Here is a 26,088-nt window from a genome sequence, read left to right on the forward strand (position 1 = left end):
ACGCGTTGCCAACGGCGCTTATCTTAGCCGGGCAGCTTCCTTCACACCACTGGCCGAATCACACTCGTCAGCGGTTCATAAAAGACAAAGGGCGCGGGAGATCCCGCGCCCTTTGAGGCGTTAGCGTTGGCGAGCGAGATTACTCGGCGACAACGACCACGCGTACAACGGCGTCCACTTCTGCATGCAGGTGGAGGTCGATGTCGTATTCGCCCGTTTGGCGAATCGGGCCCTGCGGCATACGCACTTCGCTCTTGGCAACTTCGATGCCAGCAGAGGAGATGGCGTCGGCCAGGTCACGCGGACCGATAGAGCCGAACAGCTTGCCTTCGTCACCGGCTTTGGACACCAACGACAGTTCGATGTCGTTGAGCTGCTCAGCGCGTGCTTGGGCTTCGGCTTTACGCTCAGCGGCTTGTGCTTCGAGCTCGGCACGCTGCGCTTCGAACGCTTCTACGTTCTCTTTGGTGGCCGGTACGGCTAAACCGTAGGGTACCAAGTAGTTACGACCATAACCGGGCTTGACAGTGACTTTGTCACCCAGGCCGCCCAGCTTACCAATGTTGTCGAGCAGAATGACTTCCATCTCGTAAACCTCTTGTCAATTGCTGCGGGCAAGGCGTGCGCGAACGTTCGCGAATGTATCGATCAGCCCCAACAGCAGCACAATGAGAATCGTGGGCCAGGTCGTGATCAGCAGCACATAGAATGCTACCAGCCACAGCCCGTTCATCCCCTTTATTCCAATAAACCCGTGCACTAACGCAATACCGGCGATCAGCAGCGGAATCCAACTCAGCATGGCCAGCGCCTGCGCTCCCAGCACCATGCCTGCCACCCCAAGCCCCACTAAGATAGCGAGCTCCTTGGGTGTCAAACGCAAGGCATGAAACTCATCACGAAAGCCACCTGGGTTATAAAGCCCAGCCTGCCAGCTGCGTGCTAGCGCCAAACATGCGATGGCCGCTAACAGCACAACCAACCCCGTGACGCCGCCAATGACCATGGCGGCCAGAGTCGTCGTATCGATGCCTTGGTTGGCAAACTCCGTGAGCATGCGGTCGATCTCTTGCGAGCTCTCGCGCAGCTGCTCCAGCATGAGTTCGGTGCCACCCGGGGGGCTGAAGATGCCAAGCTGAACCATGACCGCGGCCGCTAAGGTGCCAACGATCAAAGCTTCGCTCCAGCGCATCCTTTCGCGCAATATGACCGCCATTAGCGAGACGAGTAGTACGCTCGCCAGCGGAATCACATCGCCCTGCGCCCACCAGAAACCAGCTGGTAATGCCGCAGCGATAATCACCGGAAGCGCGGGAGCAAAGCCCTTGCGCAAGGTCACTAACGCTGCGATGGCCGCACCCAACCAAAACAGCCAGGGCACTAACGCTGCTAGCGCTGCCCCGCCTGCGGCATAGGGCGTGCCACGCATCAGCCATCTTGCGAGTGCCAGCATCACGTCAAACGCTTACTGGTGGCTATCGGAGTAGGGCAGCAGTGCCAGGTAGCGTGAACGCTTGATAGCGGTCGCCAGCTGACGCTGATAGCGTGCTTTGGTGCCGGTGATGCGGCTCGGAACGATCTTGCCGGTTTCGGTGATGTAAGCCTTCAGCGTGTCGAGATCTTTGTAGTCGATCTGCTTGACGCCTTCAGCGGTGAAGCGGCAAAACTTACGGCGACGGAAAAAACGTGCCATGGACTAGCTCCTTAAAACGTGCGGTGGATAAAATCAGGCAGTTTCTTCAGCTTCAGCGCGCGGTTTTTCTTCGCGACGCGGACGCTTCTCTTCTGCCGGCTTCATCATCGGAGACGCTTCGGTGATCGCTTCTTTGCAGCGAACGACCAGGCTGCGGATGATGGCGTCGTTGAAACGGAAGATGTTCTCGATCTCTTCGAGAGTCTCACCGGTGCACTCGACGTTCATCAGCACGTAGTGGGCTTTGTGGATCTTGTTGATCGGGTAAGCCAGGTGACGACGGCCCCAATCTTCCAGGCGATGCACAGTACCAGCGTTTTCGGTAACGATGCTGGTGTAGCGCTCGACCATAGCCGGCACTTGCTCGCTCTGATCCGGGTGGACCATAAACACGATTTCGTAATGACGCATGGAATCTCCTTGCGGTTTGGCAGCTTCCGATGCGCGCTGGGGCAGATGCCTCAACGGCGACAGGGAAGCAAGGAGTTAACTGAAATGCCCTTTCTAGGCCGCGAACAGCCGAGATAGCGCATCAAGCAGAACTGTTAATCGTACGGATGAGTTATCCATACGAACGCCCGCTTATGAATAAACGGGCGCAAGCATTCTAGTGGGCTGGCCGCTAACTTGCAAGCTGCCGCTGGCGAACGGCTTCGAACAGGCAGATACCGGTGGCCACCGAGACGTTCAAGCTCGACACTTGCCCGGCCATGGGCAGCTTGGCGAGATTATCGCAGGCTTCCCGGGTCAACCGGCGCATGCCCTTGCCTTCGGCGCCCATCACCAGTGCAGTAGGACCCGTCATGTCGATCTCGAACACGCTGGTCTCTGCTTCACCGGCAGTACCGGTAATCCAGACACCCGCATCTTTGAGCTTGGCCAACGTGCGCGATAGATTCGTGACCTGATAGACCGGCACGACTTCCGCCGCCCCACAGGCCACCTTTCTGACCGTGGCGTTGAGCGGTGCGGCTTTATCTTTCGCCACGATCACGCCGTGGGCCCCGGCGGCATCGGCACTGCGTAGGCAGGCACCGAAATTATGCACATCGGTGACGCCATCGAGCACCAGTAGCAGGGGCGGTGTAGATGCCTGCCAGGCGCGCAATTTCAACCACAGCGACTCTTCCCCTTCGGGCGTCAAAGGCGCGCAAAACGCCACCACGCCTTGGTGCGCCGCGCCCTGGGTGAGCTGGTCGAGCACATCCCGGGGCTGCTCTTTGATGCGTGCACCACTGGCCTGGGCGCTTGCCACCAGCTCTTTCAAGCGGTTACCCGCCCCTTGCTGAACCCACAGCTCGCGGGGTGCCTCTCCCCGCTCGAGCAGACTCTCGAGGGCGTGAACGCCGTAGACGTGATCCAAGCCATCCGGCGTGCGGATGGCCTTTTGAGGGTGACGTCGAGACGACGACGATTTCATGCTCACCCCTTTTTCGCTGATGGTTTGCGCGAGCCGCTGCGCGTGCGGCGCGGGCCGCGACGCGCTGGCGGTTTATCGGTGGCGGCGGCCGCTTTGGGGCCACCCTCTTCGCCACGACGCTTACGGGGCTGACGACGCGGGCGCGGCTTGTCGTCGGCCAAACCAAAGTCGATTTTCCGATCGTCCATATCGACACGCGCCACTTGAACGGTCAGACCGTCACCCAAGCGGTAGGTAGTCCCCGTGCGCTCCCCTTTCAGGCGATGTTTCTCGGCTTCGTAGTGGTAGTAGTCCGAGGGCAGTGACGTTACATGTACCAACCCTTCGACATAGAAGTCATCGAGGCGCACGAACAGGCCGAACTGAGTCACCGAGGCAATCGTGCCTTCGAACGTCTCCCCAAGCTTATCGGACATGAACTCACACTTGAGCCAGCTCTCGACATCGCGAGTCGCTTCATCCGCGCGCCGCTCGGTCATCGAGCAGTGCTCGCCCAGTTCCAGCATTTGCTCGAAGGTATAGGGGCACCACTTGCTCGGCGGCTCTACCGGTGCCCCTTCTACCCGCACGACCGTATTGGTCTGGCGCGGCCCGCGAATGACCGAGCGAATAGCGCGGTGAACCAAGAGATCGGGATAGCGGCGAATCGGTGACGTAAAGTGCGCATACGCCTGGTACGCCAAACCGAAGTGTCCTTCGTTCTGAGGCGAATAAACGGCCTGGTTCATCGAGCGCAGCATGACCGTCTGAATGATATCGGCATCCGGTCGGTCAGCGATGGCTTCGCGTAGCGCTTGATAATCTTGCGGCGTGGGTTCGTCGCCCCCACCCACGGAAAGCCCCAGCTCACTCAAGAACAGGCGCAGCTTGTCTAAACGCTCGGGCGTGGGCCGCTCGTGAATACGGTAGAGCGCTGGAAGGTCGTGCTTGTCCAGGAAGCGCGCCGTGGCCACGTTGGCGGCCAGCATGCACTCCTCGATAAGCTTGTGAGCGTCGTTACGCGTTCGCGGCACGATTTTTTCGATCTTGCGCTCATCGTTGAAGATGATCGCCGTTTCGGTGGTATCGAAGTCGATCGCGCCCCGCTCTTCACGGGCGGTACGCAGCAGGCCGTAGAGTTCGTGCAGGTTCTTGAGCGGCTTGACCAATTCCGCATGCTCACGACGCAGCGCCTCACCCTCTTCGCTCTCGCCGTCCAGCATGGCCGCCACCTTGTTATAGGTCAGGCGTGCATGGGAGTTCATCACGGCTTCATAGAACGAGTAGCGACTAATGGCGCCGGTTTTGGAGATATTCATCTCGCACACCATCACCAGGCGGTCGACATGCGGATTCAGCGAACAGAGGCCATTGGAGAGCAGCTCCGGCAACATCGGGACGACTTGACCGGGGAAGTAAACCGAGTTCCCACGCGTACGCGCTTCATCATCCAGCGCAGTGCCGGGTCGAACATAGTGCGACACATCGGCAATCGCTACCAACAGCTTCCAACTACCGGATTTGGTCTTCCAAGCGCAGACCGCATCGTCGAAGTCTTTGGCAGATTCGTCATCGATGGTGACAAGCGGAATAGCACGCAGATCGACGCGATGCTTTTTATCCTCCTCCAAGACCTCGGCAGAGATTTCGCTGGTTTGATCCAGTACCTCTGGCGGAAACTCGGCAGGGATATCGTAACTGCGAATGGCAATGTCGATCTCCATGCCAGGATCCATACGCTCACCTAGCACTTCGATGACTTCACCCACCGGCTGCACCCGCGTGGCGGGCTGCTGCACGATCTTGGCCGAAATGACCTGGCCGTCTTTGGCACCCCCACAGGCGGTATGTGGGATGATCACTTCTTGCGTAATACGCGGGTTTTCAGGAATCAGCACCCCAAACTCCGGCGTGTTACTACGATATACACCGACAATGGTTTGAGTATTACGGGCAATCACATCGGCAATGGTCGCTTCATCACGACCGCGACGGTCACGACCACTAATGCGTACCAGCACGTGATCCCCGTGAAACACACGCCGCATTTGACGAGGCGGCAGGACGAGATCCGGCTTTTTGCCATCATCTCTGAGCACGAAGCCAAAACCATCGCGATGCCCAAGCACCTTACCTTTAATCAGATCGAGCTTATCGATCAGCGCGTAAGCACCTCGTCGATCACGCAGCACTTGCCCGTCGCGCTCCATAGCGGCCATGCGTCGACGCACGGCTTCGAGATGATCTTCATCCTCGATGCCCAACATGCGGCTCATGTTTTCATGGGTGATGGGCTTGCCGTAGCTCTCTAAGGCAGCCAACAGATATTCGCGGCTGGGCGCAGGGTTGTCGTACTTTTGCGCCTCGCGCTCGGCGTGCGGATCATCACTTAACGTCCAGTACTTCATGCGATCAACATCCTTGATGGCGTTTGCGGGAGGCGGACAGTTGGCGCAGCGCCATGGCACTGCGGGCGGGAATCACTATCGACGCAACTGGCGTCGGCATCAGCGACTAATGAGCTGACGCATGGCATGTTTTGTTTGGTCATGGGCGCAGTATAGCGCTGCCCGTTCAATCACCCAACCACCTAACGTCCCATTAATGGTATTTCAGCGTTAAAAAATCCGCCTAAGGGCTTGCATTTAGCGGCGACCCGGGTATCATACGCGCCACTTGCCCAGATGGCGGAATTGGTAGACGCGCTAGCTTCAGGTGCTAGTGACCGTATGGTCGTGGAGGTTCAAGTCCTCTTCTGGGCACCACTTGACATCATGTTACCCCCTTTTCATGACGTCACGATGGTGCAGCGGCAAGTCAGTAGCAAAGGCTACGGCAGTGAGTTCGTGTTCGCCCAGGTGGCGGAATTGGTAGACGCGCTAGCTTCAGGTGCTAGTGACCGTATGGTCGTGGAGGTTCAAGTCCTCTCCTGGGCACCATGCGAGTACGAACGTTGCGCTGTGACCACAAACGAAAAGATGATGCGCCCAGGTGGCGGAATTGGTAGACGCGCTAGCTTCAGGTGCTAGTGTCCGTACGGACGTGGAGGTTCAAGTCCTCTCCTGGGCACCATGATGGGTTCCCATCCGCATCACTCTTTCATATCTCTCCTTCTTTTATTCTCTTTGTTCTTACGCTTCTTTTTCGTCAGTGCGAAACGTTGATGCACTTCTTCTTTTTATTTGACCCATTCCTCTCTGCGAATGTTGATTTGTCGCGCCTAAACCCTACTACGGTGATACACGACGACGAGCGAAAATCAAACGACTCTCGCCCGCCGACTTACTGGTAGCGACCCGGCCGACGCGCCACCTCTTCCAGTGCCCAGCCTTGAGTGCGTAACTCGCCCTCAAGCACCGCCTCCATCGCAGGCGTTAAGTCTGGAAAGAAATTGAGCCCCGTTCGCGCCTCGACCTCATCGATGGTGACGAGATAATCATCCAGCGGCTCGTTACCTCTTACCTCTTGGGGCATGATGAACGCTAGCGCCAAAGGCGCTTCCTCGTGGGGGGCGACGATGATTTTATAAAACGCTATCGGCACTTCCACGAAGCCCACGCGATTGAACACGTTATCCATGAAGCGCTCCGGGTAAATAGGCCCAGTGATCACCTGCAAGCGCTCGAAACGAGGCGCAAAGTGGTCCATCACCGACTCTTCCAAACGCTGCCACAGCTGACGGTTCAAGTTAGGTCGTTGAGGCGCCATGTTGCTCATCAAGAAGGTATCGATTTGCGCACGGCGGCCATGCACCGCAGCAATGGCGTAGTTGGGAGCTAGGTGTCCGCGATCATAGCCACTGCCTGAGTAGCTGTCGGTGCCCACGGGCCAAAGCGTTCTCCAGTCTGCTTGAAAATTGGGTCGGCCACCGATGCGCGTGTCGTCCGGCACGGCAGCGACTTGATAGCTCACCCATAGCGCACCGACACGCACATCCGACCACCCTGCCAAAAATCCGTCGTTACGCAACACCCGATGAATGGTGGTAGGCCTAAACGTTTCCCAAGTAGGCACGCCTTTCCAGGTGTATGCCTCTTGGTGTTGCCGTCCTTGGAACTCCCATAGACCGGTGCCCACCATGACAAACAGCACAGCAATGCCCAGACGCCGCCCTTGCCGGCGCCAGCGCACAAATGAATTCCCCAACGACGTCACTCCCCTGCACTTTCTTTTGAGCCACTTCTTTTATGTATTTATGAGCTACTGTTTCACTGACCTGTACTACCAGCCAAGCGAAAACATGGTTTCCAGGTCGTGACGAGAGTGTACTTGCATGGCGTTCAACGTTTCGGTATCGCTGATCCCTTCCACCGCATTGAGCCGCTCGGTCACCAGCTCGGCGAGGCTCTCGAAGTCGCGGGTTCGAGCAATGGCCACCAAGTCGTAACGACCACAAGTTGAGTAGACTTCACTGATCCCTTCTACATCGGCTAGGCGCTCGGCAACGGCTTTTACCTGGCCTTTTTCGGTATTGATCAAGATCACTGCGTTTTGCATGGCGCCCTCGCTGCTCATGAAGTGTGGTTATCACGCTACGGGGCGAGTATAGCAGCCTGTAAGGCTCGGCCAAGCGCTGGTGCTCGGCGTGGCTAATTGTCGCGCTATTTATAAGGTTATTCGCACTAATTTTTAGCATGCGCTAGCATGTACCTTAGACCTCCGATTTATAAGAATTGTCGGAGTTTTAAGAGGTGGACCACCACCCGATCACCGTAGTAAAACGTCAGACCGTGACGATAAGGAGACACCATGGCTAATCAGAGCCGTCGTAAGTTCATGCGTAACAGCGTGCTTGGCCTCGCCGCCCTGCCGTTTGGTGCTGGAATCCTGTCTAAGAGTGCTTTTGCCCAGGAACTCCCGCGCTTGGATCCGTCCTCTCCTACTGCTCAGGCGCTCAACTACGTTGAAGAAGCCAGCGATGCGAGTGACCACCCCGCTTATGAAGAGGGCGAACTCTGCTCTAACTGCATGTTCTTCAATGCAGACACCGAGGGTTGCCAGCTCTTCCCCGAAAATAGCGTTGCCCCAGAAGGCTGGTGCCAATCCTGGACCGCAAAAGCGTAAGCTGCTTTTTGGCAATGCCAACGACATTACCCCGCGCACTGCGCGGGGTAATGGTTTTTTTGGGCGAAAAACCCATTACTTGGCTGAATACCATCATCAACCCGCTTCTTTGCTCTCCTCTTCGACGGGCCAACGGTAACGACGCGTGACTTTTCCCTCTTCCATTGATATCAAGTGGACAGGAAAGCCCCAGAGTTCCTGTAAATGACGAATCACAGGGTAGACACTTCTGCCCAGAGGACGGCGATTATCCTGAATGTGGTGCAGCGTTAGCGAACGATCTCCGCGAATGGCGGCTTCCACCACCTGAATATTGGGTTCGCGAACGGACAGCGCATACTGGCTCGCGAGCGCTTCGCGAACGCGCTTATAGCCACGGTCGTCGTGAATGGCAGCGACTTCCAGGGTCTCCGCATGATCGTCATCGACGATCAAAAAGAGTTTTAGATCGCGAATGACCTTGGGCGATAGAAACTGCTGGATGAACGACTCATCCTTGAAATTTCGCATCGCAAACTCTAAGGTCTCCCGCCAAGCGCTGCCCGCCATGTCGGGGAACCACTCCCGATCTTCTGCGGTCGGCGCATCGCATATCCGTTTGATGTCCATGAAGATGGCAAAGCCCAGTGCGTAAGGGTTCAGCCCGCTGTAATAGGGGCTATCGAACCCCGGCTGATTGATGACCGCCGCGTGGGACTGCAAGAACTCCAGCATCAGCCCTTCATCGACCTTACCCTCATCGTAAAGTCGATTCATTAGCGTGTAGTGCCAGAAGCACGCCCACCCCTCGTTCATGACCTGGGTTTGCCGCTGTGGGTAAAAGTACTGGGCCAACTTACGCACGATACGCACGATTTCACGCTGCCAAGGGGCCAGCAGCGGGGCATTCTTTTCGATGAAGTAGAGCAGGTTCTCCTGGGGCTCGGAGGGGTAGCGACCCCCCGTATGCAGCCCTAAGGGGTCATCGTCGCTGTGCAAGCTTCCCGGGAGCGGCGCGACGCCAGCTGGCGGCTCGGGGATCGTTCGCCACAACATGTTGACCTGGGTTTGCAGGTACGCTTCGCGCTCGTCTTGGCGTTTGGCCTCCTCCTCCGCCGAGATGGGTGATGGCCGCTTGTAGCGGTCTACCCCGTAGTTTTGTAGCGCATGACAGGCATCCAAAAGTTGCTCGACGGCGTGCACGCCGTGGCGCTCTTCACACTGCGCGATGTATTTGCGGGCGAACACGAGGTAATCGACGATGGATTCCGCATCGGTCCACGTGCGGAATAGGTAGTTGCCCTTGAAGAAGGAGTTATGACCGTAGCAGGCATGAGCAATGACCAGCACCTGCATCATCAAGGTATTCTCCTCCATCAAGTAGGCAATGCAGGGGTTGGAGTTGATGACCAGCTCGTAAGCCAATCCCATTTGTCCACGTTTGTAGGCCTGCTCGACAGCGAGAAACTGCTTACCGAATGACCAGTGGTGATACCCCACTGGCATACCGACGCTGGCATAAGCATCCATCATCTGCTCGGTGGTGATGACTTCGATCTGATTGGGGTAGGTATCTAGCCGATACTCATCGGCGAGCCTAGCAAGCTCCTCATCGAAGCGCTCCAGCACGCTGAAATTCCAGTCCGACCCAGTGGCGATGGGCTTGCGGTTTACACTCATGGCGCACTCCTCGACTCGCACTACCGCTCTTGGCTCATGCGGCGCTTGAATAGCTCACGAAAAACGGGGTAGATATCGCCCGCATCGACGATCTGGCGCATGGCGAAACGCTCGGGAAACTGCGCCGCTACGGCTTCGTACTCGTGCCACAGCGATTGATGATCGTGCGGGGTAATCTCCACGTAGGCGTAGTACTGCAGTTGAGGCATCAACTGCTTCACCAACAGATCACGGCAGATATTGGAATCATCGTCCCAGTTGTCACCATCGGAGGCCTGGGCCACGTAGAGATTCCACTGGCCAGAGGGGTAGCGTTTTTCGATGATCTTGTTGACCAGGTTCAGCGCGCTGGAGACGATGGTGCCGCCGGTTTCTCGTGAGTAAAAGAACTCCTCTTCATTCACCTCTCTAGCAGCTGTATGGTGGCGCACGAACACTAGCTCGACTTTCTCGTAATGCTTTTCTAAAAAAAGATAGAGCAGTAAGAAAAACCGTTTGGCGATGTCTTTATGGTTCTGCGTCATGGAGCCCGACACGTCCATGACACAAAACATCACCGCTTGGCTCGATGGTTGCGGCTGGGCGGCGAGCTGGTGATAGCGCAAATCGTAGGTATCGATGAAGGGAATGGCGTCGATACGTTTTTCCAGCCGTTCGATCTCGGCCTTGAGCTCCCCGACGCGAGCAGGATTACGCAGTACCGGATCTTTACGCTCCTCGGCCGCCAGCGCCTCTTGCGCCTCCTTCAAAGCACGCTTGATGGGTGCACGCATGGCGATGCGCCGTGCATAAGCCTCGCGCATCGATCGGGTAATACTGATGCGTGACGGCACCCCATCCCGCGCCAGTCCTGCGCGCACCATTTTGATCTCTTCCAACGACTTGAGCGGCTTGCGTTGTAAATGGGGAAGCTCCAAGCCATCGAAGACGAACTCCAGAAACTCTTCGCGGCTAAGGGTGAACGCAAACTCGTCGTTCCCCTCTCCTTGGTTGGAAGCGCCGCCTTCCCCGGCACCGCCACCACCCCCTTGGCCGCTAGGTCGACGGATTTTGTCACCTTCCAAAAACTCCTTATTACCCGGCGAGACGATGTTGCGTGCCCCACCCGGGCCGTGCTGAAACACGGGTTCGGAAATGTCCTTGGTGGGAATCGATATTTTCTCGCCGCGCTCCATGTCGGTGATGGAGCGGCGGTTGACCGCCTCCTCCACCGAGCGCTTGATGTGCTTGCGGTAACGCTCCAAAAAGCGCTGCCGATTGACCGCGCTCTTATGCTTAGCGTTGGGTCTGCGATCAATAAAGTAGGTCATTCGACCTCCTCAACACCTCGATCTTGAGCGCCGAATCGTGGCGCTCTTGTATGCGGGCCAAGCAGCCCGCTACTGAGACTTACGCACGCGCAGATACCACTCTGAAAGCAGCCGCACCTGTTTCTCGGTATAGCCACGGTCCACCATGCGCGCCACGAAATCCTCGTGCTTTTTCTGATCCGATTTCGACGCTTTGGCGTTGAAGGAAATCACCGGCAAAAGCTCTTCGGTGTTGGCAAACATCTTGTGTTCGATGACGCCTTTCAGCTTCTCGTAAGACTGCCAGCTGGGATTCATACCGTTGTTTTGCGCCCGCGCCCGCAGTACGAAGTTCACCACTTCATGGCGGAAGTCTTTCGGGTTGGAGATGCCTGCTGGCTTCTCGATCTTCTCGAGCTCTTCGTTCAGCGATTGGCGGTTGAGCAGCTCGCCTGTCTCGGGATCACGATACTCCTGGTCTTGAATCCAGAAATCGGCGTAGGTGACATAGCGATCGAAGATGTTCTGACCGTACTCGCTATAGGACTCGAGATAAGCGGTTTGAATCTCTTTGCCGATGAAGTCCACGTAACGCGGGGCCAAAAACTCCTTGATGAAGCCCAGGTAACGCTCGAACACTTCGGAGGGCAGCTGTTCGCGCTCCAGCGCCTGCTCCAGCACGTAAAGCAGATGGACCGGGTTAGCCGCGACCTCCATACTGTCGAAGTTGAACACTTTCGACAGAATCTTGAAGGCAAAGCGGGTCGAGAGCCCCTGCATGCCCTCGTCTACGCCTGCCGCATCGCGGTACTCCTGAATCGATTTGGCGCGCGGATCGGTGTCCTTCAGGTTCTCCCCGTCATACACCCGCATCTTGGAGTAGATGCTGGAGTTCTCCGGCACCTTGAGCCGCGACAGCACTGAGAACTGCGCCAGCATGCGCAGCGTATCCGGCGCGCAAGGCGCGGCGCTGAGGGAGGAGTCTTCCAACAGCTTTTGATAGATCTTGATCTCTTCCGACACCCGCAGGCAGTAGGGTACTTTGACGATATAGACACGATCCAGAAACGCCTCGTTATTGCGGTTGTTACGAAACGCCTGCCATTCGGACTCGTTGGAGTGGGCCAGAATCACGCCATCGAAAGGAATCGCGCCCATGCCCTCGGTAGGGTTGTAGTTGCCCTCTTGGGTAGCGGTCAGCAGCGGGTGCAGCACCTTTATGGGAGCCTTGAACATCTCCACGAACTCCATCAGCCCCTGGTTGGCACGGCACAGCCCGCCGGAGAAGCTGTAGGCATCCGGATCGTCTTGGGAGTAAAGCTCTAACTGGCGGATGTCCACTTTACCGACCAGCGACGAGATATCTTGATTGTTCTCATCCCCCGGCTCGGTTTTGGAGATGGCGATTTGGTTGAGACGCGACGGATAAAGGCGCACGACTCGGAACTGAGAAATATCGCCGCCGGCCTCTTTCAAGCGCTTAGCGGCCCATGGCGACATGACGCTACGCAGGTAGCGCCCAGGTATGCCGTACTCCTGCTCTAGCAGCTCACCATCCTCTTCCGGTGAGAACAGTCCAAGCGGCGATTCATAGACCGGCGATCCTTTGATGGCATAGAAGGGAATGCGCTCCATCAATAGCTTCAGGCGCTCGGCCAGCGAGGATTTACCGCCGCCGACCGGGCCCAACAAATAAAGAATCTGTTTGCGCTCTTCGAGCCCCTGGGCCGCGTGACGGAAGTAAGCCACGATCTGCTCGATGGCCTCTTCCATACCGTGAAACTCGGCAAAAGCTGGATAGCGGCGAATCACCTTGTTCGAAAAAATGCGTGATAGACGCGGGTCTTTCGCCGTGTCGATCACTTCAGGTTCGCCTATCGCTTCCAGCATGCGCTCTGCGGCGCTGGCATACACCTTGGGGTCGCGGCGACAAAGCGCCAAGTACTCCTCGAGGCTCATGTCCTCTTGCTGAACGCGGGCAAAACGGTCTTGAACGTGATCAAAGATGCTCATGGAACTCTCCTGTGGCCCATCCCCCAGCGCAACCGCCAAGCCAATACCCCAGACGGCGTGCTATTCGAGGTGTCGCTCTATCAGCGTAGTCAGCATTAGCAAAAAGTGATGACACTATCTTCAACGCAGCTCATGTGACCGCTGAGATACCCTTATGAGCGTATGAGGAGAGGTTTAGTTGCGTTGAATCCAACTCGGCGCTACAACGCAACACGCCACCTTTTAGGTGGCGTGTAAGCAGTGCTCTAGCCGCTTGGCCAGGCTATCCTAGTACCTCTTTCACATCGGCCAATAGCTGATCGAGCAATTCAACGGTGGTGTTCCAAGCGCAGACGAACCGCGCTCCGCCAGCACCGATGAAGGTATAAAAGGTCCATCCTTTGGCTTTCAACGCTTCGATGGCGTGAGGCGGCAATTCAACGAACACGCTGTTCGCCTGGGTGGGGAACATCAGCGAGACACCCGGCAGCGCCTGTAGCCCTTCCGATAGATAACGCGCCATGGCGTTGGCATGTTCGGCGTTGGTCAGCCAGGCCCCGCTCTCCAGCAAGCCCAACCACGGCGCAGAGACATAGCGCATTTTCGATGCTAGCTGCCCCGCCTGCTTGCATCGGTAGGAGAAGTCTTCCGCCAATTCGCGATTGAAGAATAGGATCGCCTCACCAAACGCCAAGCCGTTCTTGGTGCCCGAGAAGCACAGTGCATCGACGCCCACTTGCCACGTCAGCTCTGCTGGCGATGCATTGAGGCTTGCGCAAGCGTTGGCAAAGCGTGCACCGTCCATGTGCAGCCGAAGGTCATGCTTATCTGCCATGGCGCGAATGGCCAGCAGCTCTTCGCGAGAATAGACGGTACCCACTTCGGTGGCCTGGGTGAGCGAAACGACTTTCGGTTTCGGATAGTGAATGTCGCTACGCTTGGTGACCAGCGCTTCGATCCCCTTGGGCGTCAACTTGCCATTTGCCCCCGGCGAGGTGAGCAACTTCGCACCGTTGGAAAAGAACTCAGGGCCGCCACACTCGTCGGTCTCGATATGTGCCAGCTCATGACAAATCACGCTGTGGTAGCTGCGCCCCATCGCGGAGAGCGCCAGTGAATTGGCTGCAGTGCCGTTGAACACGAAAAACACGTCGCAGTCGTAGTCGAACATTTCCCGAAAACGGTCGGCGGCACGGGCGGTCCAGCGGTCATTGCCGTAGGCGAGGTCATCCGCCTGATTGGCTTCGAGTAAGTACTGCATCGCCTCCGGGCAGATACCGGAGGTGTTGTCACTGGCTAGAAATCGTGGGGTACACTCCGAGGGCATGACGATAATCCTTATGTCTGACGGTCGTGCGGCGCAGGCTGGGTGCCACCTGCGCCTTAAATCCCTAACGTGGCTTAGTAGTTAGGGTGATTCATCAGTCTATCGCCATTGTGCCGTTAACGTCACGCTCTCGATGCGCGTTACAGCGCTGCCGCCAACCGCGTGCCTTGATCGATGGCACGTTTGGCATCCAACTCGGCCGCTTCTGCTGCGCCACCAATGACATGCACGCGGCCACCTAACTGGGTGAGCGGCGCTATCAAATCGCGCACGGACTCCTGCCCTGCGCACACTACGACGGTGTCCACCTCGATCACTTGCTCCTGTCCGTCGCGACGAATATGCAACCCGGCATCATCGATACGCACGTATTCGCAGCCGGTGAGCGTCTGCACACCCCGCTGCTTTAGAGAAGCACGATGTACCCAGCCCGTGGTTTTGCCTAAGTTTTTGCCTGGCTTGGAGCTTTTACGCTGCAGCATGACGATACTGCGCGGTGAGCGCGGCGGCTGTGGCGCTTTCAAGCCGCCTCGCTCGCCCACTGCCAAATCCACGCCCCATTCATCGCACCACGCGTCGATATCCGTAGCAGGGTGGCCTTCGTGAGACAGCAGCTCAGACACATCGAAGCCAATTCCGCCTGCCCCAATGACCGCCACGCGTTGCCCCACCCGCTCGGGCTGCTCGATCGCCTCGGCATAGCTCAACACGCAGGGATGGCCGGCGCCCAACAGCGCCAGTTCACGGGGCATCACTCCAGTGGCCACCACGATCTCATCGAAATCCGCCAATGCGTCTACGGTGGCCTCGGTATTCAGACGCACATCCACCGCGTGTTTCTCCAGCATCACACGGAAGTAACGCAGCGTTTCGTTGAACTCTTCCTTTCCAGGAATTTTACGAGCGTAATTGAACTGTCCGCCCAGCTCGCTGCGCCGCTCGAACAGCACCACGGCGTGGCCACGGCTGGCCGCCGCCACGGCCGTCGCCAACCCCGCCGGGCCGCCGCCAACGACCGCGACCCGCTTAGGCGTTTGCGTCGGTGTCAGGGTAATCTCGGTTTCGTGGCAAGCGCGGGGATTGACCAAGCAGGAGGTCAACTTACCCATGAAGGTGTGGTCCAGACAGGCTTGGTTACAGGCAATGCAGGTATTGATCTCATCCGCCAAGCCCGCCTGCGCTTTGCGTACCCACTCAGGGTCTGCCAAAAACGGGCGCGCCATCGACACCATGTCCGCATGGCCTTCTGCCAGCACCCGCTCGGCCACCTCGGGCATATTGATACGGTTGGTGGTGATCAACGGAATCGACAGGGCCGCACGCATGCGCCGAGACACCTCGGTAAATGCGGCCCGGGGCACGCTGGTCACGATGGTCGGCACCCGCGCCTCGTGCCAGCCAATGCCGGTATTGATGACGTTGGCGCCAGCGGCTTCGATGGCTTGGCCCAGCTGCACGACTTCTTCCCAGGAGCTGCCCTCCTCTACCAAATCGATCATCGAGAGCCGGAAGATCAGCAGGAAGCGCTCGCCCACGGCTTGGCGAATACGCTTGACGATCTCGACGGGGAAACGCATGCGCCGCTCGAAATCTCCCCCCCAGTCGTCATCACGCTGGTTGGTACGCCGGCAGATGAACTGGTTGATCAAGTAGCCTTCCGATCCCATCACCTCGACGCCATCGTAGCCCGCCTGTTTCGCCAGGATGGCGCAGCGAACGTAGTCGTCGATTTGCTGCTCGACGTCGTCGCTGGAGAGCGCCCGGGGCGTAAAGGGGTTGATCGGTGCCTGCAGCGCTGAAGGAGCGACCAACTCCGGAGAGTAGGCGTAGCGCCCCGCATGCAGAATCTGCATACATAAATGGCCGCCTTCGGCGTGAACCGCCTCGACCACCTGGCGGTGCGCCGCTACCTGCGAGGCGTCCGTCAGCGCATTGGCTCCCTGAAAGACGGCGCCTTCGGCGTTCGGCGCGATGCCTCCCGTCACGATAAGGCTGACCCCCGCCCGCGCCCGCTCTGCATAGAACGCAGCCAAACGCTCGAAACCGTTCGGCGCCTCTTCCAAATTTGTGTGCATGGACCCCATCAAAACGCGATTGGGCAGCGTCAAATGACCGACGGTCAGCGGTCGAAACAGGTGCGGATAAGCTGGCGCTGGGTGCATCACGGCGCTCCTTTAATGTTATCGATGTGGCTAGCCTCTCATATTCAAACAAGCGTATGACATGGCGCGTTCGACGTACAGCCTTTTAGGCGGCTCGTTGACCTGCTCTTTGGTCTACCACGAAACGCCGCTGCCCCTTGCTCATCGTAGCAAAGCGCGTCACATTAACCGGCTAACGATAAGGGACCGAGTTAAGGGAAGCCGCTATGCCGTTGATGTACTTTTTACCCCCGCTGGCCACGGTGTTGATCTGGTCGGGCAACATGACCATCAACCAGCTGACCGTTGGGGCGATTGCCCCCAGCAGCATCGCCTTTTTGCGCTGGCTGCTCGCGCTGCTGGTCATGACGCCCTTCGTGCTGCCTGCCGCTCTGCGCCACCGTGAGGAAATAGTGCGTAACTGGCCGAAACTGGCGCTGCTGGGGCTGCTGGGCATGGGGCTGTGGCAAGGGCTGGCCTACGTGGCTGCAGAGACCACCACCGCGACCAACATGGGCATTTTAGCCGCCATGGTTCCGCTCCTGACGGTGCTACTCAGCGCCTTGATTCTCAAGGAACCCCCAACGCTGGGCGGTGTCGTAGGCGGCGTGCTCGCCTTTATCGGCGTCACCGTGCTGCTGGGCCGCGGCAACCCACTTTCTCTGCTGCAGTTAGAGGTGGCGCAGGGCGACGCGTTAATGGTGGTCGCCGCCACTTGCTATGCGCTTTATGGCGTGATGCTCAAACGCTGGGCGATGAATCTGCCTCCTTGGGTCATGCTCTATGCCCAGGTCTGTTTTGCCGTGTTGTTCTTGCTGCCGCCCTATCTCATGGGCCCCATGACACCGGTGGATGGGCAGAACGTTTGGCTGATCCTGTACGCGGGCATTCCCGCCTCGGTCATCACCACGTTTTTATGGATGCGCGCCGTACGCCAGATCGGTGCCAATCAATCGAGTATTTTCATCAACCTCATGCCATTATTTAGTGCGCTGATTGCCATGGCGCTATTGGGTGAGCAGGTATCGGGCTTCCACTTCATTGGCGGCCTGCTGATTCTCGCCGGGGTGATCATGGCCCAAACGCTGACGCGCCCGCTGGTACGCGCCGCCGCGCCGCATAAAACGCGCAGCGCCCAGCAGTGATACACTAGGCTATCTCCATTCGACGACTGGGTACCCCTGAACTATGTCCCTAGAAGACCTGCACCTCAATCTGCGTAACCTCGCCAGCGACGACTACGATCAGTTGAAGTCGCTGATGGACGCGGTGTATCACGACATTGGTGGCGCTTGGCCCAAGCACACCATCGATAAGCTGATCCAAGAATTTCCTGATGGTCAGATTGCTATCGAGGACGATGGCGTGCTGGTCGGCGTGGCGCTCACCGTGCAGGTGGATTACGACGAGTTCTCCAACCCGCACAAATACGACGATTTGATCGGCCATCGTGAAATCATCCTGAACGATCCGGAAGGCGATGCCATGTACGGGCTGGATGTACTGATCCACCCAGACTATCGCGGCTACCGCCTGGGCCGCCGCCTGTACGAAGCGCGTAAAGAGCTGTGCCGTTCGCTCAACCTGCGGGCTATTTTGGCGGGCGGACGTATTCCCGAGTATCACCAGCACGCCGTCGAGCTAACGCCTGCCCAGTACATCGACAAAGTCTCCCGCAAAGAGATTTACGATCCGATTCTGTCGTTCCAGCTTGCCAACGACTTCCAGGTCAAACGTCTGTTACGCAAGTACCTGCCGGAAGATGAGCAGTCCCGAGGCTACGCCACGCTGTTGGAGTGGAACAACATTCTGTTCGAGCCCGCTGAAAACGTGCTGGACACTCGCCCCACTCAGGTACGCGTGGGCGCGGTGCAGTGGCAAATGCGTGAGTTCGCCTCCGTGGAGGCTGCGCTGCAGCAAATCGAGTATTTCGTCGATGCTTTGTCGGATTATCAGAGCGACTTTGCCGTTTTCCCGGAGCTGTTCACCACGCCACTCATGGGGCTTCAGGACCGGGCTGCCCAAAAAGACCAAACGGCGGCCATTCGCTTTTTGGCGGGCTTTACCGACCGCTTCAAGAGCGAGCTTTCCCGCATGGCGGTCTCTTACAACATCAATATCATCGGTGGCTCGATGATCGAGGTGGGCGAAGACGACCGTCTTTATAACGTAGCGTACCTGTTCCACCGCGATGGCGAGGTCGAGAAGCAGCTCAAGCTACATATCACCCCGCAGGAGCGCCGCGACTGGGTGATCGAAGGGGGCGACAATCTGCAGGTCTTCGACACCGACGCGGGCCGAGTGGGCATTCTCATCTGCTACGACGTGGAATTCCCGGAGCTGGGCCGCCTGCTGGCCGATCAGGACATGGACATTCTCTTCGTGCCGTTCTGGGTCGATACCAAAAACGGCTACCTGCGGGTACGCCACTGCGCCCAGGCCCGCGCCATCGAAAACGAGTGCTACGTGGTGATTTGCGGCAGCGTCGGCAACCTGCCGTCCATCGAGAACCTGGATATCCAATACGCGCAGTCGGCGGTGTTCACGCCCTCCGACTTCGCGTTCCCCCACGATGCGGTGCTGGCCGAAACCACGCCCAACACGGAGATGATCTTCTTCTCCGACTTGGACCTCACCCGCCTCACCGTGGTGCGCGCCGAAGGCTCGGTCACCAACCTCAAAGACCGCCGCAAGGATCTCTTCGACCTACGCTGGCGCGACTGGTCGTGGAAGTCCGGCAGTAAGCAGGAAGACTGACGGCCAAGCCGCCAATCCATCCCGCATAAAAAACGCCGCCCACACCGGGCGGCGTTTTGCCATTCACAACTAGCTATTCACAACTAGCCATTCACAACTAGCCATTCACAACTAGCTATTCACACCTCCCCATTCACCACTTACAAATCACCACTCACCACAAAGCTACTCATCCGGCCAAACGAGGTGGCGCGGCACGCGGCCTTTGGCATCGAACGCGACGCCCTCGGCACGCAGCTTTTCGTGCTGGCGTGCCGCGCCGCCGTGGTCAGCCAGTTTGAGTGACGCGGCAATGACACGATGCCAGGGTAGCTGATGCCCCTCAGGCAAGTGGCGCATGGCCGACCCCACCATGCGCGGCGTGGCCCCTTCGGTCATCTTAGCGATGCGCCCATAGGTCGTGACTCGCCCTGCCGGAATCTGATCGACGATGGTGTAGATCTGTTCGAGCAGTTCGGGGCGTGGCATGGCGACCTCGTTAGCAGGTGTCGATTTTAGAGTGCTTCGACGAGCTGATCGATGGCTTGGAAGGCTTCTTTCAGCGCGGTATCGCGGTGAGCATCGCCCATGTTCAGGCCTTCTGCAAACACCACCTCCACATCGCTGATGCCCATCAGGCCTAGCATGGTTGTCAGGTGCGGCGTTTGGCTATCGAACTCGGTGCCTGCGTACTGGCCCCCACGCGCGGCCAGAATGATGGCCCGTTTGCCTTCGATCAGCCCCTGAGGGCCGTTTTCGGTGTAGCGGAACGTTTCACCGGCGCGCAGCACGCGGTCGAACCAGGCTTTCAACTGGGAAGGAATGCCCAGGTTATACATCGGTACCGCCAACACCAGCACATCATTAGCGCGCAGCTCTGCCAGCAGCTCATCCGAGTGGGCGGCCAGCGCCTGCTGCTCGGCGGTGCGCTCGTCAGCAGGCGTTTGCCACGCGCCCAACTCTTCGATGGCCAGGTGCGGCAGCGCGTTGGCAACGACATCGCGATGGGTCACCTTGACGCCCTCGCGTGCCGCGGCCTGCTGTCGAAAATGGCTCGCTAACGCATTGGACTGGCCGTTATCACCCAAAATCGAAGACGTCACTAATAGGGCATGGGTGGTCATGAAAACTCCTTAAAAATCAGTGGGAAGGTTAAGCGCTATTCTACGTCGCTTTTCGGTAAGCAAAAGCGCAACGTTTTCCGAGTTACATTCGACAAAATCGAACTATCCACCCATGAAAAAGCCCCACGCGTGGCTGCTTTTATCGCAGCATCGCGTGGGGCGGATGACGCCTAGCAGGCTAATGCGTGGCTATTTCTTAGTCGGCCAGGCGTTCGGATCTACTTTGTTCGCCAGTTTCGGAAACTGGTTGGGGTCGAAGACCGGCTCTTTACCCGCTTTGAGCTGGATGTCGTAATCTTTGAACAGCGCAAAAGCGATGGGCGATAGCAGCAGGATCGCCACGAGGTTGATAATCGCCATCATGCCCATGGAGAGATCGGCAAAATTCCAGATGGCCCCCAGGCTTGCCACCGAACCGACCATGATCATGCCCAGCACGGCGACGCGATACACCATCACCGCCAGGGGCGCACGACGGCCTGCCAAGTACTCGATATTGGATTCGCCGTAGGAGTAGTTGGCAATTACCGAGGTGAAGGCAAATAGTAAAATGGCGATGGCAATGAACATACCGCCCCAGTCACCCACATGGCTAGACAGCGCCATTTGCGTGAGCTGTATGCCGTTATTCTCTTCACCCGCCAGAAGCTCAGGGCCTGCCATGATGATGATGGCCGCCGTCGCGGTACAGATCACCAGGGTGTCCAGAAAAACGCCCAGCATTTGAATGAAGCCCTGAGCCGCCGGGTGATCCGGACGGGTGCTGGCGGTCGCTGCCGCGTTAGGCGCCGAGCCCATGCCCGCTTCATTGGAGAACAGTCCGCGCTGAATCCCGTTCATGATCGCCTGAGAAATCGCATAGCCAACCGCTCCACCTGCTGCCTGCTCGATACCAAACGCGCTCTGCACGATCGTCATGATGGCCGCGGGCAGGTCGCTGATATTAAGCGCCACCACGACCAGCGCCAAGATCAGGTACAGCAGCGCCATCAGCGGCACCACCAGCTCGGCGACTTTGGCAATCGATTTCAGACCACCGAAGATGATCGGCGCAACGATGGCCATCAAGACGAGCCCCATGGCCCAGGTGGGAATGGCAAACGCCTGCTCCATGGCCTGCGCGATGGAGTTGGCCTGCACGCTGTTGAACGCCAACCCAAACGCAATGATCAGGCAGATCGAAAACAGCACCGCTAACCAGCGCAGGCCCAAACCGCGCTCGATATAGCGCGCCGGGCCACCGCGGAAAGTATTGTCGCCATGGTCGGTCTTGTACGCCTGGGCCAGCGTGGACTCCACGAAGCTGGTCGCCATGCCGACCATGGCCGTCATCCACATCCAAAAAATAGCCCCTGGGCCACCAAAATAGATGGCGACCGCCACACCCGCCAAATTGCCCGTACCGACGCGGGCAGCCAGACTGGTCGAGAGCGCCTGAAACGACGAGATCCCGCCGTTGGCTTGCCGCGAGCCGCGCAGCAGCTTGAACATATGACCGAAATAGCGAATCTGAATGGCGCGGGTCATGACCGTAAAATAGAGGCCAGCGCCGATGAGCAGGTAAATCAGTACACTGCCCCATAACAGCCCGTTGCCGCGATCCACCATCGCGGTCAACAGAGGAGGAAGAGTAACATCCATACGAAACACGCCTTTTTGAAACAATGAAGGCGCATCATTCTTCATGGCTGCACCAAAATGGCAAGAAAAAGGGCAAATTTCTTGTCCAGCAGTCGTAATCACTGCTGGATGACTCAAGGCAACTCGCGAGACGCTGCCAGCCACGCCCACACGTCTGCGGCTTCGTCGCTGACTTGGCGCTTGCTGGGCCGCACCAACCAGAAACGCTCATCGCTGGGTACACTCATATCGAAGGGGGCCACCAAATCCTCACGCTGCTCCAACAGTCGGTGATGCGTGAGCGCCACCCCACCGCCCTGGCTAGCGAGCGCTAGCGTCATCACCTGATTATCGCAGGTGAGGGAGCGACATTCGGACTCTAGATGGGCTATTCCCGCCGCTTGCAGCCAACCAGGCCACCCAACGCCAAAGCCCACCGCGTGTAACAACGTATGCCCGGCCAAATCTGCAGGCACGTTGAGCGAGCGCGCCAGCGCAGGGGCGCACACGGGCAGCAAGTGCTCGTCGCCCAGCGGCAACATCTCGAGCCCACTCCACTCACCCCGACCATAGCGAATCTCGATGTCGGCCCCTTCAGGCCCAAAGTCGTCGGGCCAAATCGCGCTGACCAAGCGCAGCAAAATCGTTGGTTTCTGTCGATGCAGGGCCACGAGCCTTGGCGCGAGCCAAGATTGTTGGATCACCGGCGTAGCGCGCAGCGTCACCGGTCGTTCGCTGGTAATACCAAACACTTCCGACGTCCCTTCACTGATGCGTGAAAACGCATCGTGAATGCTGGGCAGCCACGCTTGACCTGCCGGGGTCAACGAAAGGCTGCGCGCGTGGCGAACGAACAGCTTTTGCCCCAGGCGATCCTCCAGCAGCCGAATGCGCTGGCTGATGGCCGCCTGGGTCACGCCCAGCTCATTACCCGCCGCCGTAAAGCTTAGGGTTCGGGCGGCGGACTCAAACGCTTGTAGCCATAACAGCGGAGGGAGTGAGCTCATGGGAAAGCAACCTATAAGTTAAACAGGGTCTTTGGGGCCAAATTCATCGTTTGTCACTGCGCAAGGGACTCCGCATCCTAATAAGCAGATCGTGTGTTACGTCACCCATTCTCAGTGAGGTTTCTATGTCCAGCGCACTAGCCACAACGGAAAAGCGTTCAGCCCCTCAAATGAGCGAACTCATGCCGTATGACCACGGCCCGGCACTCAAGGACGCCACGCTCACCGACAGCGGCCTTTCGCTAACGTGGCAAGACGGTACGCAAACGACGCTACCTCTGTTGTGGTTTCGTGATCACTGCGCTTGCCAGGCGTGTCGCCACCCGCAAACCCGCGAGCGCCTCTACCTACCGCTAGACGATATCGAACAAGCGCCCAGCGTTACCTTGGCCGATGGTCATCTCTATCTTCAGTGGCACGACGGGCATGACAGCGTCTTTCATAGCGGCTGGCTTTACCAGCGCCGCCCCGAGGCGACTCGCGTCTCATCCCTGCCGAATCCGACGCCGTGGCGCGATGACTTTTTCCCAGAGCGCGTTCGCCATGCCGATTTCATGACCCCGGCAGGGGAGAAAGCCTGGCTGACCGCCCTGCTACGCGACGGTTTGGCGTTGATCACTGACGCACCGCTGGTGGAAGAGGAAGTTAGCCGCCTTGCCGAGCGAATTGGCCCGCAACGCACCACCAATTTCGGCGGGCGATTCAACGTGCGCTCCAAGCCCAACCCTAACAACGCAGCCTACACCGCCGTAGGCTTGCCGCTGCATATCGACCTACCCAACTGGCAGCAGCCGCCGGACATTCAACTGCTCTACTGCTTGCAAAACGACGCCAGCGGCGGTGAGTCACTGTTTGCCGACGGCGCCCGGGTCATCGATGCGCTACGCGAACAGGACCCTGAGGCACTCGCCATTCTGAGTGAGACCCCCATCGACTTCCGGTTTCAAGACAACCATCACGATATCGCCTTCAAAGCTCCGGTGATCACCTTGGATAGCCAAGGCGAGCTGATGGAGATACGCCTCAATAATTGGATACGCGATACGCTCCATTTGCCGGCCGAAAAAATGACGGCTTGGTACCGGGCCTACAAAGTACTGTGGCAACTCTTCCACAGCGAGGCGCATCAGTTGGAGTTCACACTAACACCGGGCCAGATGGTGGCGTTCGATAACCGTCGCGTACTCCACGGCCGCCGGGAGTTCGATCCTAATAGCGGTGCTCGCCACCTTCAAGGCACCTACCTAGACCGGGACATGCTGGCCTCGCGCCTGCGTGTTCTTGCCCGTACGACCGCACCATCACAATAACCCTAGCAAGGAGACCCTCCTCCATGACACGTTCACTTCGTCCTTTCGTTGCGACCATTACCCTGGGCCTAGCAGGCGTTACTACCCAAGCCGCCGTCGCCGATGACGCCACGCTAGATTTCGGCGTTCCCGCTTGGCCTGGCATTACCGTGAAAACCGAAATCGCCGAGCAGCTCCTTAACCCGCTGGGCTACGACACTCAAACCCATGAAATTGGCCTGCAAGTGATCTATCAAGGCCTGGAAAGTGGCGACGTCGACGCCTTTCTAGGCGCTTGGCTTCCTGCGCAAAAAGAGATGTTCGAGCCTCGCAAAACCTCCGGCGTCATCAGGGACATCGCCAACAACGTCGATGGCGCGCAGATGACCCTGGCCGTTCCAGCGTATTTACATGAGCGCGGTATTCGCAGCTTTGCCGATCTAGACGCGCACCGTGACGAGTTCAATGGCCAAATTCATGGTTTTGGCGCAGGATCGGCCGCCAGTGAAATTCTACATAACGCCATCGATAACGATATCTGGGGCCTCGGCGACTGGCGCTTGGTGGATACCAGCGAAGTGGGCATGCTCTCTGCAGCACAAGATGCCATTTCCAGAGAAGAAGCCATCGTTTGGGTCGGTTGGACGCCCCACTGGATGAATCTCGAACTCCCCATGCGCTACCTGGAAGACCCGGAAAACCTGTTTGGTGAGAACAACGGCGAAAGCGACGTACGTACCCTGCTGCGCAGCGACTACGCTGATGCCCACCCGGCGCTGGTCACCTTTTTCGAGCAGTTCAGCTTTACCGCCGAGGAACAGAGCTGGATGATCCAAGCCTTCGGTCAAGAAGAGCGTGACCTCGCCGAGGTGGCTCAGCAGTGGATCAACGACAACCCCGAACGCATAGAGGCCATGCTGGCCGATGTCACGACCGCCGAGGGTGATGCCGCTTGGCCCGTCATTGAAGCGCGCCTACAGTAACGCGCTCGTTCACCCCACCGCCGCAGTGGCGTATGCTAACGCTCTTTTGCCAGATAGGCGGTGGGGATGGAATGTCACGAACGTTGCTAAAAGGGCTAGGCTTACTGATCACGCTGGTGATACTGGGCGTGATGTGGCGCTACCTGCAGCAGCAAGGGCTGCTGACTCAGGCGCAGCTCGAAGCACTCACTACCACCATTAGCCAGTGGCAGCGTGCCCCCTGGATGTTTGCCGCCGTCATGGCCGTCTATACCGGTTCGCTGTTAGTGATGTTTCCGCTAAGCCTGCTGGTCGTGTTGACCGGCATGCTGTTTGGCCCGGTATGGGGATTGGCTTACGCTACGTTGGGCACGCTGAGTTCGTCGGTGGTGTCTTACTGGGTGGGCCACTGGCTGGGGCGAGATGCCCTCATGCGCTACGGTGGCCGCCACCTACGCGGCCTTTCCGGCTATCTCTCCCAACGCGGCATTCGTACGATGACGGTGATCAACCTGCTGCCGCTGGCTCCCTTCACGCTCACCAATATGTTGGCCGGGGCGTTTCATCTCAATTTCCGCGACTACATGATCGGCTCGACGCTGGGCATCGTGCCGGGACTGGCCGCCGTCATCCTGCTCGGCAGCCAGCTAGGGGCGCTGTTCACCGCTGCCTCACAACAAGAGTTGGTGCTGGCCGTGGCAGGCGTGGTCGTCGGGGTGGGCCTACTCTGGCTACTCAAGCGCGTGGCCACCGCTCGGACGAGCCGTCCTCGAAACGACGGCTAGC

The 26,088-nt window shown here is 58.2% G+C and carries 23 protein-coding genes and 3 tRNA genes; 9 read left to right on the plus strand and 17 right to left on the minus strand.

Annotated features, from left to right (window positions below; genetic code table 11):
* Positions 1-139: 139 nt before the first annotated feature.
* The 6 genes from rplI to rnr all read right to left on the minus strand — a co-directional run bounded on the left by rplI (position 140) and on the right by rnr (position 5,500).
* The gene (gene rplI, locus GYM47_RS12070) at positions 140-586 is read right to left on the minus strand and encodes a 50S ribosomal protein L9 (protein WP_044628492.1); all 447 of its coding nucleotides are present in this window, start codon (positions 584-586) and stop codon (positions 140-142) included.
* A 15-nt stretch (positions 587-601) separates the two neighbouring features.
* A complete protein-coding gene (locus GYM47_RS12075) occupies positions 602-1,453 on the minus strand; it encodes a hypothetical protein (protein ID WP_139526938.1) in 852 nt (283 codons plus the stop codon).
* Between the two features lie 12 nt (positions 1,454-1,465).
* Positions 1,466-1,693, minus strand: coding sequence for a 30S ribosomal protein S18 (gene rpsR / locus GYM47_RS12080; protein ID WP_009097135.1), 228 nt, complete (start codon positions 1,691-1,693; stop codon positions 1,466-1,468).
* A 33-nt stretch (positions 1,694-1,726) separates the two neighbouring features.
* Positions 1,727-2,104: a 30S ribosomal protein S6 gene (gene rpsF, locus GYM47_RS12085; protein ID WP_044628490.1), complete on the minus strand. Its 378-nt coding sequence runs from the start codon at positions 2,102-2,104 to the stop codon at positions 1,727-1,729.
* A 211-nt stretch (positions 2,105-2,315) separates the two neighbouring features.
* Entirely contained in the window at positions 2,316-3,113 is a 798-nt protein-coding gene (rlmB, locus tag GYM47_RS12090) for a 23S rRNA (guanosine(2251)-2'-O)-methyltransferase RlmB (protein WP_153843763.1), read from the minus strand.
* 2 nt (positions 3,114-3,115) lie between these two features.
* Positions 3,116-5,500: a ribonuclease R gene (gene rnr / locus GYM47_RS12095; RefSeq protein WP_153843764.1), complete on the minus strand. Its 2,385-nt coding sequence runs from the start codon at positions 5,498-5,500 to the stop codon at positions 3,116-3,118.
* A 270-nt stretch (positions 5,501-5,770) separates the two neighbouring features.
* Here rnr and GYM47_RS12100 point away from each other — a divergent pair.
* From GYM47_RS12100 to GYM47_RS12110, 3 genes are all read left to right on the plus strand, one after another.
* Positions 5,771-5,857 (plus strand) — tRNA-Leu (locus tag GYM47_RS12100).
* A gap of 87 nt (positions 5,858-5,944) precedes the next feature.
* Positions 5,945-6,031: transfer RNA gene (locus tag GYM47_RS12105), tRNA-Leu, on the plus strand.
* Positions 6,032-6,077: 46 nt separating this feature from the next.
* Positions 6,078-6,164, plus strand: a tRNA-Leu gene (locus GYM47_RS12110).
* Positions 6,165-6,374: 210 nt separating this feature from the next.
* On the opposite strand, the gene GYM47_RS12115 is transcribed toward GYM47_RS12110, so the two are convergent.
* Both GYM47_RS12115 and GYM47_RS12120 read right to left on the minus strand, forming a co-directional pair.
* On the minus strand, positions 6,375-7,223 hold the full coding sequence (locus GYM47_RS12115; RefSeq protein ID WP_139526804.1) for a DNA/RNA non-specific endonuclease: 849 nt from the start codon (positions 7,221-7,223) through the stop codon (positions 6,375-6,377).
* 90 nt (positions 7,224-7,313) lie between these two features.
* Positions 7,314-7,589 carry an Lrp/AsnC family transcriptional regulator gene (locus GYM47_RS12120; RefSeq protein WP_044628486.1) on the minus strand — a complete coding sequence of 92 codons (276 nt, stop codon included), beginning with the start codon at positions 7,587-7,589 and terminating at the stop codon, positions 7,314-7,316.
* A gap of 252 nt (positions 7,590-7,841) precedes the next feature.
* Between GYM47_RS12120 and GYM47_RS12125 the strand changes: the two genes are divergently transcribed.
* Positions 7,842-8,156 (plus strand): high-potential iron-sulfur protein, encoded by a 315-nt coding sequence (locus GYM47_RS12125; protein WP_139526799.1) that lies wholly within the window; start codon positions 7,842-7,844, stop codon positions 8,154-8,156.
* Between the two features lie 96 nt (positions 8,157-8,252).
* Here GYM47_RS12125 and GYM47_RS12130 read toward each other — a convergent pair whose 3' ends face one another.
* From GYM47_RS12130 to GYM47_RS12150, 5 genes are all read right to left on the minus strand, one after another.
* Positions 8,253-9,815, minus strand: coding sequence for a SpoVR family protein (locus GYM47_RS12130; protein ID WP_139526797.1), 1,563 nt, complete (start codon positions 9,813-9,815; stop codon positions 8,253-8,255).
* 20 nt (positions 9,816-9,835) lie between these two features.
* Positions 9,836-11,125, minus strand: a complete 1,290-nt coding sequence (locus GYM47_RS12135) for a YeaH/YhbH family protein (RefSeq protein WP_153843765.1) — start codon at positions 11,123-11,125, stop codon at positions 9,836-9,838.
* A gap of 69 nt (positions 11,126-11,194) precedes the next feature.
* Entirely contained in the window at positions 11,195-13,117 is a 1,923-nt protein-coding gene (locus GYM47_RS12140; RefSeq protein ID WP_153843766.1) for a PrkA family serine protein kinase, read from the minus strand.
* Positions 13,118-13,379: 262 nt separating this feature from the next.
* The gene (locus tag GYM47_RS12145; RefSeq protein WP_139526792.1) at positions 13,380-14,423 is read right to left on the minus strand and encodes a threonine aldolase family protein; all 1,044 of its coding nucleotides are present in this window, start codon (positions 14,421-14,423) and stop codon (positions 13,380-13,382) included.
* Positions 14,424-14,563: 140 nt separating this feature from the next.
* Complete coding sequence (locus tag GYM47_RS12150; RefSeq protein WP_153843767.1) at positions 14,564-16,585, minus strand: NADPH-dependent 2,4-dienoyl-CoA reductase; 2,022 nt, start codon at positions 16,583-16,585, stop codon at positions 14,564-14,566.
* A 206-nt stretch (positions 16,586-16,791) separates the two neighbouring features.
* Between GYM47_RS12150 and GYM47_RS12155 the strand changes: the two genes are divergently transcribed.
* A complete protein-coding gene (locus tag GYM47_RS12155; RefSeq protein WP_139526789.1) occupies positions 16,792-17,709 on the plus strand; it encodes a DMT family transporter in 918 nt (305 codons plus the stop codon).
* 43 nt (positions 17,710-17,752) lie between these two features.
* The gene (locus GYM47_RS12160; protein ID WP_139526787.1) at positions 17,753-19,321 is read left to right on the plus strand and encodes a bifunctional GNAT family N-acetyltransferase/carbon-nitrogen hydrolase family protein; all 1,569 of its coding nucleotides are present in this window, start codon (positions 17,753-17,755) and stop codon (positions 19,319-19,321) included.
* 165 nt (positions 19,322-19,486) lie between these two features.
* On the opposite strand, the gene GYM47_RS12165 is transcribed toward GYM47_RS12160, so the two are convergent.
* The 4 genes from GYM47_RS12165 to GYM47_RS12180 form a co-directional block, all read right to left on the minus strand.
* Positions 19,487-19,789: an MGMT family protein gene (locus tag GYM47_RS12165; RefSeq protein ID WP_139526785.1), complete on the minus strand. Its 303-nt coding sequence runs from the start codon at positions 19,787-19,789 to the stop codon at positions 19,487-19,489.
* A 26-nt stretch (positions 19,790-19,815) separates the two neighbouring features.
* Positions 19,816-20,424, minus strand: a complete 609-nt coding sequence (locus GYM47_RS12170; RefSeq protein ID WP_153843768.1) for an FMN-dependent NADH-azoreductase — start codon at positions 20,422-20,424, stop codon at positions 19,816-19,818.
* Positions 20,425-20,613: 189 nt separating this feature from the next.
* Positions 20,614-22,065: an alanine/glycine:cation symporter family protein gene (locus GYM47_RS12175; RefSeq protein WP_139526780.1), complete on the minus strand. Its 1,452-nt coding sequence runs from the start codon at positions 22,063-22,065 to the stop codon at positions 20,614-20,616.
* Positions 22,066-22,178: 113 nt separating this feature from the next.
* Positions 22,179-23,051, minus strand: coding sequence for a LysR substrate-binding domain-containing protein (locus tag GYM47_RS12180; RefSeq protein WP_139526779.1), 873 nt, complete (start codon positions 23,049-23,051; stop codon positions 22,179-22,181).
* 182 nt (positions 23,052-23,233) lie between these two features.
* Here GYM47_RS12180 and GYM47_RS12185 point away from each other — a divergent pair, with 182 nt between their 5' ends.
* The 3 genes from GYM47_RS12185 (at position 23,234) to GYM47_RS12195 (ending at position 26,087) form a co-directional block, all read left to right on the plus strand.
* Positions 23,234-24,361 carry a TauD/TfdA family dioxygenase gene (locus GYM47_RS12185; RefSeq protein WP_231125651.1) on the plus strand — a complete coding sequence of 376 codons (1,128 nt, stop codon included), beginning with the start codon at positions 23,234-23,236 and terminating at the stop codon, positions 24,359-24,361.
* A 23-nt stretch (positions 24,362-24,384) separates the two neighbouring features.
* Positions 24,385-25,323, plus strand: coding sequence for an ABC transporter substrate-binding protein (locus GYM47_RS12190; protein ID WP_062372743.1), 939 nt, complete (start codon positions 24,385-24,387; stop codon positions 25,321-25,323).
* 71 nt (positions 25,324-25,394) lie between these two features.
* On the plus strand, positions 25,395-26,087 hold the full coding sequence (locus GYM47_RS12195; RefSeq protein ID WP_153843769.1) for a TVP38/TMEM64 family protein: 693 nt from the start codon (positions 25,395-25,397) through the stop codon (positions 26,085-26,087).
* The last annotated feature ends 1 nt before the right edge of the window (position 26,088 follow it).

The sequence above is a fragment of the Vreelandella piezotolerans genome, from assembly GCF_012427705.1.
In the GTDB taxonomy this organism is placed as follows: Bacteria; Pseudomonadota; Gammaproteobacteria; order Pseudomonadales; family Halomonadaceae; genus Vreelandella; species Vreelandella piezotolerans.

Bases quoted from the DNA above. Each gene is read 5' to 3' on its own strand.
- GYM47_RS12165 (WP_139526785.1), bottom strand. From the start codon at position 19,789: ATGCCACGCCCCGAACTGCTCGAACAGATCTACACCATCGTCGATCAG.
- GYM47_RS12125 (WP_139526799.1), top strand. From the start codon at position 7,842: ATGGCTAATCAGAGCCGTCGTAAGTTCATGCGTAACAGCGTGCTTGGC.
- GYM47_RS12140 (WP_153843766.1), bottom strand. From the start codon at position 13,117: ATGAGCATCTTTGATCACGTTCAAGACCGTTTTGCCCGCGTTCAGCAA.
- GYM47_RS12195 (WP_153843769.1), top strand. From the start codon at position 25,395: ATGTCACGAACGTTGCTAAAAGGGCTAGGCTTACTGATCACGCTGGTG.
- GYM47_RS12185 (WP_231125651.1), top strand. From the start codon at position 23,234: ATGCCGTATGACCACGGCCCGGCACTCAAGGACGCCACGCTCACCGAC.
- GYM47_RS12075 (WP_139526938.1), bottom strand. From the start codon at position 1,453: ATGCTGGCACTCGCAAGATGGCTGATGCGTGGCACGCCCTATGCCGCA.
- GYM47_RS12150 (WP_153843767.1), bottom strand. From the start codon at position 16,585: ATGCACCCAGCGCCAGCTTATCCGCACCTGTTTCGACCGCTGACCGTC.
- rpsR (WP_009097135.1), bottom strand. From the start codon at position 1,693: ATGGCACGTTTTTTCCGTCGCCGTAAGTTTTGCCGCTTCACCGCTGAA.
- rnr (WP_153843764.1), bottom strand. From the start codon at position 5,500: ATGAAGTACTGGACGTTAAGTGATGATCCGCACGCCGAGCGCGAGGCG.
- GYM47_RS12160 (WP_139526787.1), top strand. From the start codon at position 17,753: ATGTCCCTAGAAGACCTGCACCTCAATCTGCGTAACCTCGCCAGCGAC.
- GYM47_RS12145 (WP_139526792.1), bottom strand. From the start codon at position 14,423: ATGCCCTCGGAGTGTACCCCACGATTTCTAGCCAGTGACAACACCTCC.
- GYM47_RS12170 (WP_153843768.1), bottom strand. From the start codon at position 20,424: ATGACCACCCATGCCCTATTAGTGACGTCTTCGATTTTGGGTGATAAC.
- GYM47_RS12175 (WP_139526780.1), bottom strand. From the start codon at position 22,065: ATGGATGTTACTCTTCCTCCTCTGTTGACCGCGATGGTGGATCGCGGC.
- rpsF (WP_044628490.1), bottom strand. From the start codon at position 2,104: ATGCGTCATTACGAAATCGTGTTTATGGTCCACCCGGATCAGAGCGAG.
- GYM47_RS12130 (WP_139526797.1), bottom strand. From the start codon at position 9,815: ATGAGTGTAAACCGCAAGCCCATCGCCACTGGGTCGGACTGGAATTTC.
- GYM47_RS12190 (WP_062372743.1), top strand. From the start codon at position 24,385: ATGACACGTTCACTTCGTCCTTTCGTTGCGACCATTACCCTGGGCCTA.
- GYM47_RS12120 (WP_044628486.1), bottom strand. From the start codon at position 7,589: ATGCAAAACGCAGTGATCTTGATCAATACCGAAAAAGGCCAGGTAAAA.
- GYM47_RS12135 (WP_153843765.1), bottom strand. From the start codon at position 11,125: ATGACCTACTTTATTGATCGCAGACCCAACGCTAAGCATAAGAGCGCG.
- rlmB (WP_153843763.1), bottom strand. From the start codon at position 3,113: ATGAAATCGTCGTCGTCTCGACGTCACCCTCAAAAGGCCATCCGCACG.
- rplI (WP_044628492.1), bottom strand. From the start codon at position 586: ATGGAAGTCATTCTGCTCGACAACATTGGTAAGCTGGGCGGCCTGGGT.
- GYM47_RS12155 (WP_139526789.1), top strand. From the start codon at position 16,792: ATGCCGTTGATGTACTTTTTACCCCCGCTGGCCACGGTGTTGATCTGG.
- GYM47_RS12180 (WP_139526779.1), bottom strand. From the start codon at position 23,051: ATGAGCTCACTCCCTCCGCTGTTATGGCTACAAGCGTTTGAGTCCGCC.